Annotated in this window: 13 protein-coding genes; all 13 read right to left on the reverse strand. The window is 44.1% G+C overall.

From position 1 onward, the window contains the following. Positions 1-161: 161 nt before the first annotated feature. Positions 162-1,157, reverse strand: a complete 996-nt coding sequence (mreB, locus tag LJE72_RS11830; RefSeq protein WP_229247772.1) for a rod shape-determining protein MreB — start codon at positions 1,155-1,157, stop codon at positions 162-164. 206 nt (positions 1,158-1,363) lie between these two features. Continuing rightward, complete coding sequence (spoIIID, locus tag LJE72_RS11835) at positions 1,364-1,612, reverse strand: sporulation transcriptional regulator SpoIIID (RefSeq protein WP_009619498.1); 249 nt, start codon at positions 1,610-1,612, stop codon at positions 1,364-1,366. Between the two features lie 489 nt (positions 1,613-2,101). Next, positions 2,102-2,809 carry a M23 family metallopeptidase gene (locus tag LJE72_RS11840; protein ID WP_229247773.1) on the reverse strand — a complete coding sequence of 236 codons (708 nt, stop codon included), beginning with the start codon at positions 2,807-2,809 and terminating at the stop codon, positions 2,102-2,104. 72 nt (positions 2,810-2,881) lie between these two features. After that, positions 2,882-3,820 carry a stage II sporulation protein D gene (gene spoIID, locus LJE72_RS11845; RefSeq protein ID WP_229247774.1) on the reverse strand — a complete coding sequence of 313 codons (939 nt, stop codon included), beginning with the start codon at positions 3,818-3,820 and terminating at the stop codon, positions 2,882-2,884. A gap of 352 nt (positions 3,821-4,172) precedes the next feature. After that, positions 4,173-5,435 carry a UDP-N-acetylglucosamine 1-carboxyvinyltransferase gene (gene murA / locus LJE72_RS11850; RefSeq protein WP_229247775.1) on the reverse strand — a complete coding sequence of 421 codons (1,263 nt, stop codon included), beginning with the start codon at positions 5,433-5,435 and terminating at the stop codon, positions 4,173-4,175. 137 nt (positions 5,436-5,572) lie between these two features. Next, on the reverse strand, positions 5,573-6,238 hold the full coding sequence (locus tag LJE72_RS11855; protein ID WP_229247776.1) for a hypothetical protein: 666 nt from the start codon (positions 6,236-6,238) through the stop codon (positions 5,573-5,575). A gap of 177 nt (positions 6,239-6,415) precedes the next feature. Next, positions 6,416-6,823: a F0F1 ATP synthase subunit epsilon gene (locus LJE72_RS11860; protein ID WP_229247777.1), complete on the reverse strand. Its 408-nt coding sequence runs from the start codon at positions 6,821-6,823 to the stop codon at positions 6,416-6,418. 3 nt (positions 6,824-6,826) lie between these two features. After that, positions 6,827-8,224: a F0F1 ATP synthase subunit beta gene (gene atpD, locus LJE72_RS11865; RefSeq protein ID WP_229247778.1), complete on the reverse strand. Its 1,398-nt coding sequence runs from the start codon at positions 8,222-8,224 to the stop codon at positions 6,827-6,829. A gap of 36 nt (positions 8,225-8,260) precedes the next feature. Next, positions 8,261-9,106 carry an ATP synthase F1 subunit gamma gene (gene atpG, locus LJE72_RS11870; RefSeq protein ID WP_073027529.1) on the reverse strand — a complete coding sequence of 282 codons (846 nt, stop codon included), beginning with the start codon at positions 9,104-9,106 and terminating at the stop codon, positions 8,261-8,263. A 24-nt stretch (positions 9,107-9,130) separates the two neighbouring features. After that, positions 9,131-10,639 carry a F0F1 ATP synthase subunit alpha gene (atpA, locus tag LJE72_RS11875; protein ID WP_229247779.1) on the reverse strand — a complete coding sequence of 503 codons (1,509 nt, stop codon included), beginning with the start codon at positions 10,637-10,639 and terminating at the stop codon, positions 9,131-9,133. A gap of 4 nt (positions 10,640-10,643) precedes the next feature. Then, a complete protein-coding gene (atpH, locus tag LJE72_RS11880; RefSeq protein ID WP_073027521.1) occupies positions 10,644-11,210 on the reverse strand; it encodes an ATP synthase F1 subunit delta in 567 nt (188 codons plus the stop codon). Further along, a complete protein-coding gene (atpF, locus tag LJE72_RS11885) occupies positions 11,207-11,704 on the reverse strand; it encodes a F0F1 ATP synthase subunit B (protein WP_229247780.1) in 498 nt (165 codons plus the stop codon). Before atpF ends, atpH begins: the two co-directional genes overlap by 4 nt. 110 nt (positions 11,705-11,814) lie before the next feature. Further along, positions 11,815-12,045 carry a F0F1 ATP synthase subunit C gene (gene atpE / locus LJE72_RS11890; RefSeq protein ID WP_007787575.1) on the reverse strand — a complete coding sequence of 77 codons (231 nt, stop codon included), beginning with the start codon at positions 12,043-12,045 and terminating at the stop codon, positions 11,815-11,817. Between the last annotated feature and the right edge of the window lie 25 nt (positions 12,046-12,070).

A 12,070-nucleotide genomic window follows, 5' to 3' on the forward strand; every position in this document is an offset into this window, starting at 1 on the left:
GAAAAATCTATTCCTTTCGGATAAATGAAATGGAATTAATGATAAAGCCCAAGGAAAGAGAGCCCCTATCCGAAAAGACTCTGATTTCGGATCGACCACCTATCCTCGGACAATTTTGTTTGTTAATAGTTTTTAATTCTCTAAAATCATGTTCTCTAAGACTAATACTTTCCTGTCAATACTTTACCCGTACCTAAGGCCACACAAGAAATAGGATCCTCAGCTAAGCTAACCGGCAAGCCGGTTTCACGGGACAGACGGGTGTCAAAGCCATACATCATAGCTCCCCCGCCCGTCATAATTATTCCTTTGTCGAGGATATCAGAGGATAATTCGGGGGGAGTGCGTTCTAAGACTTCTTTAACCCCAGCGACAATTGCATCGATAGATTCCTCAAGTGCAACGAAACACTCTTGAGAATTTACATTAATAGTTTTAGGCAACCCCGTAATCAAATCGCGTCCACGCACATCAATATACGCAGACGGTCTGCCCTCTGAAACAGCTGAACCAACAGCGATCTTGATTTCTTCGGCAGTACGTTCTCCAATCATAAGATTATGCTCCCGTCGGATATACCGACTAATAGCTTCATCGAACTTATCCCCGCCGACTCGAAGGCTTCGTTTGGCCACTATTCCATTAAGTGATAGAACTGCGATATCCGTAGTTCCTCCACCTATATCTACTACCATACTGCCTGTTGGTCCGGAAATATCCAACCCAGCCCCCAACGCCGCTGCATATGGCTCTTCAACCACTTTCACATCCTTAGCTCCGGCCTGGTAGGCTGCTTGCTTAACGGCCCTTTGTTCCACTTCTGTAACTCCTGAGGGAATGCAAACGACAACTCGAGTTTTAAAGAATGGCCATCTCTTGGCTCCTGCTTTCTCCAGGAAATATTTCAGCATAAGCTCCGTGGTCTGATAATCTGCGATCACTCCATCACGCATTGGACGTACAGCAACAATATTTCCCGGTGTACGTCCAATCATTAACCTGGCTTCTTCCCCAACTGCAATTCGTTTATTTGTGTTTCTGTCGATGGCAATAACAGAAGGCTCATGCAGGACAATCCCTTTTCCTTTAGCATAGACCAAAACACTCGCTGTCCCTAAATCTATTCCCAAATCTATTCCAAAATCAATTCCAAACATTATCGGAGATACCCCTTTCGTTAAGCAATAGCTTGTCCATCTAAATAATACTATAAACAAATAGCATAATCTCCCTCTCGGGAGATTCGCTACTTATAATCTTGTATTGAATTCATTCGCGATAAAATCGCTAATCCCTTTTGATATCCAAGTTTTTTTTCAAATTACCTTAAAGTTCACCCTTCTTCAACTAAAAATACCCATATCTAGTTTTCTTGGTACTTCTTTCGAGTCGCCTCTCCTCCACGAATATGCCGTTCTGCTTTGTTTGTCTCAAGAATATGCTTTACTTCCATGGATAACTTTTCATTTACTAATGGCAGGCGTTCCGTAACATCTTTATGAACTGTTGACTTAGAAACACCAAAGACATCAGCCGTTTGTCGAACGGTAGCACTCGATTCTAATATGTAAGTTCCAATATCGAGCACCCGTTTACGTATATATTCTTGCACGCAGAGCCCTCCTTCGTCCACAAGTGTAGTACATTTATATGCATCCCCAACAAAAAAAGACATCCATAAAAGGATGTCCTCACTTGGTAAATACTGAGATGTTTATTATTGCTCCCTGATCTTTGTACTTTATCTCCCTGCCATACTTCTAAGTGAAGCTGATTTATCGCTTTTCGCGTCCAATCATCGTTCCTTCTGGTTCGTAATCCTTGCCCGCGTGAAAGAGGTATTGATAACCTTAGAACTCAGATTGACTTATTTACTTTATGAATAAATATTGATATTGCTACTTCAGTAGGAATATTAAGAAAACGTTCGTAACTTAGAGTAAGCGGTTGGCACTAACAATATACTTAGCCTTTATATCATTAGGCACAAAGCTAGTAGTTAAAGTCGCTTTGTGCCTAATTTTTTATTCAAACTGTCCTGCTTCTAAAGGTGCACTAGTTTTTTGGGTATAAAATGTTTCTAAAAATGCTGATTATTTGATTAGGGCACAAGCCTCTGGACCTGGTCGTTGTGCCATACTTCATAATGAAGCTGTGGTTGATCACTTTCCCCTTCCGATCCAGGAAATAATCCTACCTGACCTAGCGCTCCTTGAGTTTCTATAAACTCCCCTTTTTGAACTCTAAGGTTATCCAGTCCTCCATAAGTGACTTGCCAGCCTTCTCCGCAGTCCAGAGTCACTTTCTGTCCCTGGATAGGATCTGGTCCTGCTTGAATAACCTTTCCTCCGTGTGTAGCTCTAATCATTGTTCCTTCTGACAGAGCATAATCTAAGCCAGCATGATAGACATAGTTTCCGAATGCCTCAGAATAGTAATTACCCACGTTTCGTATAGGCTTCCCATTGACCGGGCTTGGAAAATCCTTTATCCCAATTGAGTTATCGACTGAATTCTTTTCTCCGAGGACAAGCTTTATATTTTCCTGCAATTCCCGATCTTGATTAGCACTGTTCGTCGTCATCTGTTCTGATTCGGTTACTGATACTCCGTTCGCTCCACTATTTTCTGTTTTTATAGCCAGAGAAGCCGATACCGCATGAGCTGGCTCGTTAGTTAACTTCTGTGGTTTTTCTAAGGAAATGTCAGCCCCAGAACTTAGATACCCAATATAAAGGATCAGACCTGCTAATATGAAGGCAAACCCCCAGACCAAAACCCATTCTTTTGCTATATGCCAACGTTTCATTCGACTCACCTCTAGATCTATTTTTGCCGAATGTTTCTGCTTTTAGACAGATGAAGCTCACCCTTCAATGCTCTAAATGTTACCTAATGTATTAAGTTTTGTTCCAGGATAATAGTATGCTAAAATTTCTTCCGCTTTGATACTCTTTTTGGCCAAATCATTGGCTCCCCATTGTGACATTCCTACGGCATGCCCGTTTCCATACGTAGTTATCGTAAGGCGTTCCGGTTGAACGGCATATTCAATATCCGTCGAGGATAGTCCTAAAACAGTACGGATTTGAGTCGCTGGATACACCCTTCCTAATACTCGAACAGTCTTGGCTCTCCCGACCGATGTTTTGCTTAACACTTGAAAATCTGCTGCAGTCAAAGAATGCGGTGACTCTTTAAGTCCCAACTTCTTATAGAGATCCTGGGTGGTATATACATTTCTCTTAACATAGCGTTGTAAATTTTCCTCACCTGAATTCACATTTTGTAAATAGGGTCGTGAAGAGCTCCATACCTCTTCTGATCGCTCTGTGGGCTTTCTTCCGCTGCTGCTGTGGTATAAAGCTTCGATATATTCTCCATTGAACACTAGGACCATTCCTCGAGTTCCGAGCACGGCTTTTTGTATCTTAGTCCGATACCGCCAGTAATTAAGCAATCCCCAATTTTTTCTCATTTGAGTATCCGACAGCCATGCTTGTGACAACACCGTGGTGTCCACATCATATCCCACATCTGGCAGGCTGCTTTGCCCTATGCGTTTTGCTGCATAGGTCCGGGATGCAACAGCCTGAGCTTTTAATGCCTCGAGTTCAAATTCAGCAGGCATTTCTGCTGAAACTACCCCTACTAAATATTCTTCAAGAGGTAGTTTCACAACTTCTTTATTAGGCATCAAGACTCTTATTTGCACATCTTCCGGAGTGACCTTCTCCTTCTGCCAGCTCAAGACACTCCAGGGAATTACGAAGACAATGCAGAGTGATAATGCAATGAGCCATATCCAATCTTTTTTCATTGAACCCTCCTGCAGTACAAGCATTTTGCTTAAATCTATGCCGAAGGAATACAGAATATGGCAGACATTAAATAAAGAATAACTCTTCTTTGCTGTGATGGGGAGGAGGGACCGCCAGCCATGACTCGAACAAGGATGGCGGGAAGGGACCTTTCGGAAACTACATATGATAAGTTATACTTTCTGACTAGTAAAAAAGAACAAGAGTAGAATAATCTACTTCTTGTTCTTTATGCAGGGAAAGCACATTGTACCCTGACGTCAGATACGCCAATAACGAATATTTTAACGCTACAAAAATGAGTGTCACCGAGTGCGTATGACCTATAATGAACACTTATCAAGTAAGATGCTAGGAAACTGGCTCTTCCTCGCGGATAATATTGGCACCTAATCGAGATAGTTTTTCCTCTACCATTTCGTACCCTCGATCAATGTGATGAATCCCCCTAATACTTGTTGTCCCCTCAGATGTCAGTGCTGCTAAGATCAAGGCAGCTCCAGCCCGCAAATCTGTTGCTGTCACAGGCGCAGCATTTAAGCGATTTATTCCCTGAATAACTGCACTTCGACCTTCAATCTTGATATCCGCTCCCATACGTTTTAGCTCATCGACATGCATAAAACGATTTTCAAAGACGGTTTCTGTAATCAATCCCGTTCCCTTTGCCCGAGTTAAAAATGCCATAAATGGAGCTTGTAAATCCGTCGGAAAACCCGGGTGGACCTGAGTTTTAATATCAACGGCATTATAAACGCCGTCTCCATTTATTCTAATCCCATCGTCTTCCTCCTTCATGTGAATTCCCGCTTCTTCCATCTTTGCTATCAATGGCTTTAAATGGTCTGCAATTACATTCTGAACTAAAACGTCTCCCCCAGTTGCTGCAGCTAAAAGCAAATAGCTTCCTGCCTCAATGCGGTCAGGAATCACAGTATGAGTTGTACCACGAAATTCCGGAACCCCTTCAATATAGATAATGCTAGTACCTGCACCACGAACTTTGCCACCCATCTCATTCAAAAAGGTTGCCAGATCTACAATTTCCGGCTCTTGGGCAGCATTTTCTATAAGAGTTGTGCCTTGGGCCATCGATGCAGCCATCATTATATTCTCTGTGGCACCTACGCTTGGGTAATCTAAGTAAATTCGGGCTCCCTTTAAACCCTTTGTCGAAACATCTAAGAACCCATGATCCATTCTGACTTCTGCACCCAAAGCTTCCAAGCCCTTTAGATGCCAGTTAATTGGACGTGATCCAATAGCACACCCTCCGGGGTGAGAAATTCTCACGTGCCCTTTTCGTGCTAACAATGGTCCCATAGTAACTATAGACGCCCTCATCTGAGAAACTAGGTCGTATGGAGCTTCAATACAATCTATCTCACGGGCATGGATACTCAGTGTTGAGCCGTTACGCTCCACTGTCGCTCCCAACGCAGAAATTACCCGATTCATTACATTTACATCTAATAAGTCCGGAGCGTCATCCAGCCGTATCGGTTCTTTACATAGCAAACTTGCTGCAATAATCGGAAGAACAGCATTTTTTGCACCGCTTACTGTAATCGTCCCTTCAAGTGGTTTACCTCCTGTAACTGTAAGCTTACTCAAATTCTGAAGACACCCCCCTATTCAAGGATTATGTTAGTTATGGCCTGGTGCCAGATAAGTTTTATTTCGACCTGTTTATATTCTCTTTGACCTATCAAATTTCCTGCATAATTTCGACTTTTTTCTTGTTTTTTAAGCTAAAATTCCTTGAGCAAGGCGGGGATGGCAAGAACAGATTGCCCTTCATTCCCTTTTCCGCGACTTAATAGTTGTATATTGATTTGATCTTGACCCGCGATAACACTCGTCTCAATATTTTTTTGATAAGCTGCGGTAGAAATCATATTATCTATGAGGACCCACTGAGCAGGGTCCGCATTCGTCCGGCTTAGATAGGCGGAGATATCTACAGCTTGATTGATGCGCTCATCCAGATAAATTTCTCCGCCAGCCTTTTCAATTTGCGGGACCATAGTAGTATACCATGCATAAAGACTATTTTCCTCGCTTTTATTCAGTATTTGCTGTCCTGTCAGTGTTGCTGATACTTCATTTTCCATCTGCAATTCCTTATAAGTCCATATCCATTCAGGTGTAGGTTTACTCTTTTTGATTGCGACAGGTATATCTCTATCTTCAAACCACAAAATGACGCTGACTTCTGCGTCTTTCGCCTGTGTTATCCCAGAATTTAGAAGCAAGGGTGCCTCTGACTTTGCTGTCTGTCCGACATCATTATTATGTATCATTACTCTTAGGGTCTGGCCTCCAAAGCAAATCATTAATATCCAAGCTAATATAACTATTGCTAATTTAATATGATTGAACTGACAGGCATTTTTGGATTCGTAACTCATGAACATATTATACCCTCCTTTCTCATTTTCTGATATCAATCTTAGTTTTACCAAATAGCGAGAAAGCTAACATACCTGCACTAGATATTACACAAATATTTTTTAATTCAACGTGCACAATAGAAAAAAGCCCCCAGTAATGAGGGCTTTCATCATTTTAAAAATTCAATTAGCTATATGGGTTTATTTTTTGTCTCCAGCAGCGTTAAGTCGAGCCGCAGCTCTTCGCAACGCATACTCAGCACGTTGTAAATCGATTTCGTTGGTACGAGACCCTAATCGTTTCAAAGCTCGTTCTTTTGCTTCTGCTGCTCGTTTCACATCAATCTGCTCAGCAAGCTCAGCACTGTCTGCGAGGACGACTGCCGCATTATCAACAACTTCGACAAAACCACCTGCGATTGCAGCTTGATTAGTTTTTCCGTTAAGGGTGTACCTTATAACTCCTACATCCAGTCCTGCAATTAAGGGCGCATGATTCGGTAGTATTCCTAGCTCACCTAATCCTCCAGGAAGAACAACAAACTCAACATTTTCTTTCAGTACGTTCCCTTCCGGAGAGACAATGCGTAGAGAGAATGTTGCTGCCATGGCTTATTCCCCCAATGTCTTGGCTTTTTCGATCACTTCTTCTATGGGCCCAACCATAAGGAAGGCTGCCTCAGACAAATGATCGTATTTTCCATCCGCAATTTCGTTAAAGCCACGAATAGTTTCTTTCAGCGGTACATACTTTCCTGGCGTACCCGTAAATGCTTCTGCAACGTGAAACGGCTGTGACAGGAAACGTTGGATCTTACGTGCTCTAGCTACGATAAGTTTCTCATCTTCAGATAGCTCATCCATACCTAGAATAGCAATGATATCTTGCAGTTCTTTATATTTTTGGAGGATTTGCTGAATACGTCGTGCTACACCATAATGTTCTTCCCCAAGAACTAATGGCGAAAGGATACGTGACGTGGAATCTAGCGGATCCACGGCAGGGTAAATTCCTATTTCAGAAATAGCACGGGACAGAACTGTGGTTGCATCCAAATGCGCGAACGCAGTTGCTGGTGCAGGGTCTGTCAAGTCATCAGCAGGCACATAGATTGCTTGTACAGATGTGATAGATCCTTTACGGGTGGACGTAATCCGCTCTTGCAATTGACCCATTTCTGTAGCCAAAGTTGGTTGATATCCAACCGCAGACGGCATCCGACCCAGCAAGGCCGAAACCTCAGATCCAGCTTGTGTGAATCGGAAAATGTTATCAATAAACAACAGTACGTCTTGACCTTGATCATCACGGAAGTATTCCGCCATGGTCAGACCCGTCAAGCCTACACGAAGACGAGCTCCCGGAGGTTCGTTCATTTGACCGAAGACCATAGCAGTCTTGTCAATAACACCGGACTCTTTCATTTCGTTCCAAAGGTCGTTTCCTTCACGAGTACGCTCTCCAACTCCGGCGAATACAGAAATACCACCGTGTTGTTTAGCAATATTGTTGATAAGTTCCATGATCAATACTGTCTTACCAACTCCAGCACCGCCGAAAAGTCCGATTTTTCCTCCCTTGGAATACGGAGCTAGTAAGTCAATGACCTTAATCCCAGTCTCCAAAATTCGTGTTGAAGGTTCTTGATCTTCAAAGGCAGGAGCTGGCCTATGGATCGGATAATGAGTGTCAGCTTTGACTTCTCCACCATTGTCGATAGGCAATCCTAAGACACTTACCATTCGACCAAGAGTTGATGGCCCAACCGGGACCGTAATCGGTGCCCCGGTATCAATTACATCGGTACCCCTTTGTAATCCATCGGTTGAGGACATTGCCACAGTACGCACCGTGTTATTTCCGAGATGTTGAGCGACTTCTAAAGTTATGTTAATATTCTGGTCTGGAACCTTAATCTCAAGGGCGTTATATATTTCCGGCAGTTCGTCGGGCGAAAACTCAACGTCAACTACCGCTCCCAAAACTTGCAAAACCTTGCCGATATTCACAGGCGCGAAACCTCCTTTTTGGGTATTTATGGAAGATTATTCTAAGGCAGCTGCCCCCGAGACGATTTCGGATATTTCCGTGGTTATAGCCGCCTGTCGGGCTCTGTTCATCGCCAGCGACAACCGACCAATCATATCCTTGGCATTATCCGTTGCCGAACTCATTGCCGTCATCCGAGCCCCTTGCTCACTCGCTTTTCCTTCAAGGATCGTCCGAAATATCTGTGTTTCCACATACTTGGGCAACAGAGTGGTAAGGATTGCCTCGGGCGAGGGTTCAAATATATACTGCTTGCCTTGTTTTCCTTCCGGTTGTTTGATCGGAAGTAATTTGACTTGCGTAGGTCTTTGGGTCATCGCTGTGACGAATTCGGTATATAAGAGATATACCTCATCCGCTTCCCCTTGCTCATAAAGGCGAATCACTTCCTGAGCAATCTGTTTCGCTTGATTATAACTCGGCTCATCCCCGAGTGCTACAAACTCAGCCAAAAACTCTATTTTGCCGCGTCGAAAGAAATCTCGACCTTTGCGGCCTACCGTCACCAGCTTAACCTCTTGCGGTGTTTCGGCAATCAAGCCCGCGGTCTTACGAATAAGGTTTGCATTGTACCCTCCGCAAAGACCACGATCTGATGTTATCAACACATAAACCACCTTTTGCACTGGCCGCTCTTTCAAGAGCGGATGAACAATATCCACAGGAGCCTGTGCTAAGCGTTCCAAGACTCCTTGCAATTGGCTGGCATAGGGGCGGGCAGCGTTAAGTTTTAGTTGGGCTTTTCTGAGTTTGGCCGCGGAAACCATTTTCATCGCCTTTGTAATCTGCTCCATATTGCGGACGCTGCGAATCCTCCGGCGAATATCTTGTGCTCCTGCCACCTCGTTCACCTACTCCTTTATAATCTAGGCTAAAAATCCCTGCTTAAACTCATTGATCGCTTTTTCAAGCTCGGCGATCATTTCTTTGGAGAGCGCCTTCTCAGTTCGAATTTTTCCCAACAGGTCAGCCTTCACGGAGCGCATGAAGCGCAGGTATTCATCTTCAAACTTCCCGATCTTTTCCACATCAATCTCGTCAACAAATCCTTTAACCGCTGCATAGATAACCACTACTTCTTCTTCGACGGGCATAGCTGCGTACTGACTTTGCTTGAGAATCTCCAGCGTACGCTGACCTCGAGTGAGTCGCATCTGGGTGACTTTATCCAAGTCAGATCCAAACTGTGAGAAAGCAGCCAATTCGCGATAAGAGGCGAGATCCAAACGAAGTTGTCCAGCAACTTGTTTCATCGCTTTAATTTGAGCGGAACCCCCAACACGAGAGACGGAGATACCGACGTTAATAGCAGGTCGGAAACCGGAGTTGAAGAGGTCAGCTTCTAAAAAGATCTGACCATCTGTGATGGAAATCACATTCGTCGGAATATAGGCTGACATGTCTCCCGCTTGGGTTTCGATAACCGGAAGTGCCGTCATCGACCCGCCGCCGAGTTCATCAGACAACTTTGCAGCTCTCTCCAATAAACGAGAATGCAGATAGAAAACGTCTCCTGGGTATGCTTCACGACCTGGTGGGCGTTTGAGCAACAAGGAAAGCTCCCTGTATGCAACGGCCTGTTTAGACAGGTCATCATAAACAATCAATACATGCTTCCCATTGTACATGAACTCTTCGCCCATAGCACAACCTGAATAAGGTGCAATATAGACCATCGGCGCAGGTTCAGAAGCAGTAGCAGCTACTACAATGGTAAATTTCATTGCATCGTGATCTTCTAACGTCTTAACCACGCTAGCAACCGTAGATGCTTTTTGCCCAACAGCAACATAGATACAAATCATATCTTGGCCTTTTTGGTTGATGATCGTATCAATGGCCACCGCGGTTTTACCCGTTTGACGGTCCCCAATAATCAATTCGCGCTGACCGCGACCGATTGGAACCATGGCATCAATGGATTTAAGACCAGTTTGCAAAGGCTCATGAACCGACTTTCGAGCTACTACGCCTGAAGCCTGGGATTCAATCGGTCGAAACTTATTCGACGCGATTTCTCCTTTGCCATCAATGGGTTGTCCAAGTGCATTAACGACTCGGCCTATTAAAGCCTCGCCTACTGGAACTTCCACAATTCGGCCTGTCCGTTTGACTTGGTCGCCCTCTTTAATACCTTTGAATTGACCTAGAATAACGCAACCGATGTTGTCTTCTTCCAGGTTCATTGCCATACCATAAACGTTGCCAGGAAACTCCAAAAGTTCACCGGCCATGGCTTTTTCGAGGCCGTAAACACGGGCAATTCCGTCTCCGACTTGGATAACTGTCCCAACATCTACGATTTCGACAGCCGTATCATAGCGCTCGATTTGCTGTTTGATAATAGAACTAATTTCTTCTGGACGCAAGTTCATCCTGTTATTTCACCCCTACTTCCTGAGGTTTATCTGAGGTTTTTCGTAAATCCTCACGCATTCTATTCAAAGCGTGGGCGACGGTCCCATCCATCACGCGATCTCCGACCTGGATGAGGACTCCCCCAATGAGTTCAGATCGTACTTCGCTGATAATACGGACATCTTTCCCAGTCATCCGGCCAATGGCCTTCTTGAGATTGTCAAGTTGAGAGTCATCCAAGCTAATGGCACTGACCACCTTGGCCTCTACGACTTGACGGGCTTCATCCGCCAGGCGAGTAAACTCACGCTGAATAACCGGCAAGAGATATTCTCTTTTTCGATCAATCAATAGGTGGAGGAACCGACGTGTTGTCTCCCCAAACTCTTCTCCTAAAATTTTGTCCATAATAGACTTTTTGTCACTTGAAGAGATATGGGGATGCAACAAGGCGTTATTAACCTCTTTGTTTCCCTCTACTAGTTTTGTAAGCTCACGCAAATCGGTATCAATCGGATCAAGAGCCGTCTCAGTCGCAATTTTAAACAAGGCTTGGGAATACCTACGAGCAAGTGAGCCATTTATCATTGCATTTCCCCTACCTCTTGAATGAATTGATCTATTAATTTACCTTGAGTCGACATGTCAAGTTTTTGCCGAATGATTTTCTCTGCCACTAAAACTGACAGATCGGCTACCTGTGCTTTGACCTCAGTGATCGCCCGATCTCGTTCACGTTCAATATCTACAAGGGCAGATTTTTTGATCTTCTCTGATTCTTCATGAGCAGCGGCTAAAATTTCAGACGCACGGACTTCACTTACCTTAGTAGCCTTAGCAATCACTTCTTGGGCTTCCTGGCGAGCTTTACGCATTTCCTCTTGGTATTCACGTTTTATTGTCTCCGCCTGTTGCCGTTCGTTTTCTGCTTGTGTAAGCATGGATTCAATATTAGTCCGCCGTTCTTCCATCATTTTCATTAGCGGTTTCCAAGCATATTTACTTAGTAAATAAACAAGCAACAGGAAAGATAAAACAGTAGCCGGTACAGTATAGTCAAATTGAATAGGATTCCCACCCAATGGTCTACCCCCCTCTCGAGTCTAATTGACGTCGGGATGATTTTTTTCAAGGGAGAACTCTCGTTCCCCCTTGAATTAAGATGGGCGTAACCTCTGCCCATCATGTGAGCTTACTTTGTAAACATGAGAAGCAGGGCTAGTACCCAGCTAAGGAGTGGCAAAGCCTCGATCAAACCGACACCGATAAACATGGTAGCTTGTAATGTAGCTTTAGCCTCCGGTTGACGACCGATACCCTCTACCGTTTTACTAATAACATTACCATTACCAATTGATGCCCCAAGAGCTGCCAAGCCAGCAGCAATTCCTGCACCAAGTGCAGCAGCAGCAGACACGTCCATGGGATTTCCTCCTTTCTTGTTTCCA

This window comes from Desulfosporosinus shakirovi, assembly GCF_020595055.1.
Classification (GTDB): Bacteria; Bacillota; Desulfitobacteriia; order Desulfitobacteriales; family Desulfitobacteriaceae; genus Desulfosporosinus; species Desulfosporosinus shakirovi.

Coding starts and splice junctions, on each gene's coding strand:
- atpH (WP_073027521.1), bottom strand. CDS start 11,210: ATGATAAATGGCTCACTTGCTCGTAGGTATTCCCAAGCCTTGTTTAAA.
- atpE (WP_007787575.1), bottom strand. CDS start 12,045: ATGGACGTGTCTGCTGCTGCTGCACTTGGTGCAGGAATTGCTGCTGGC.
- atpA (WP_229247779.1), bottom strand. CDS start 10,639: ATGAACTTGCGTCCAGAAGAAATTAGTTCTATTATCAAACAGCAAATC.
- LJE72_RS11855 (WP_229247776.1), bottom strand. CDS start 6,238: ATGTTCATGAGTTACGAATCCAAAAATGCCTGTCAGTTCAATCATATT.
- mreB (WP_229247772.1), bottom strand. CDS start 1,157: ATGTTTGGAATTGATTTTGGAATAGATTTGGGAATAGATTTAGGGACA.
- LJE72_RS11840 (WP_229247773.1), bottom strand. CDS start 2,809: ATGAAACGTTGGCATATAGCAAAAGAATGGGTTTTGGTCTGGGGGTTT.
- spoIID (WP_229247774.1), bottom strand. CDS start 3,820: ATGAAAAAAGATTGGATATGGCTCATTGCATTATCACTCTGCATTGTC.
- LJE72_RS11860 (WP_229247777.1), bottom strand. CDS start 6,823: ATGGCAGCAACATTCTCTCTACGCATTGTCTCTCCGGAAGGGAACGTA.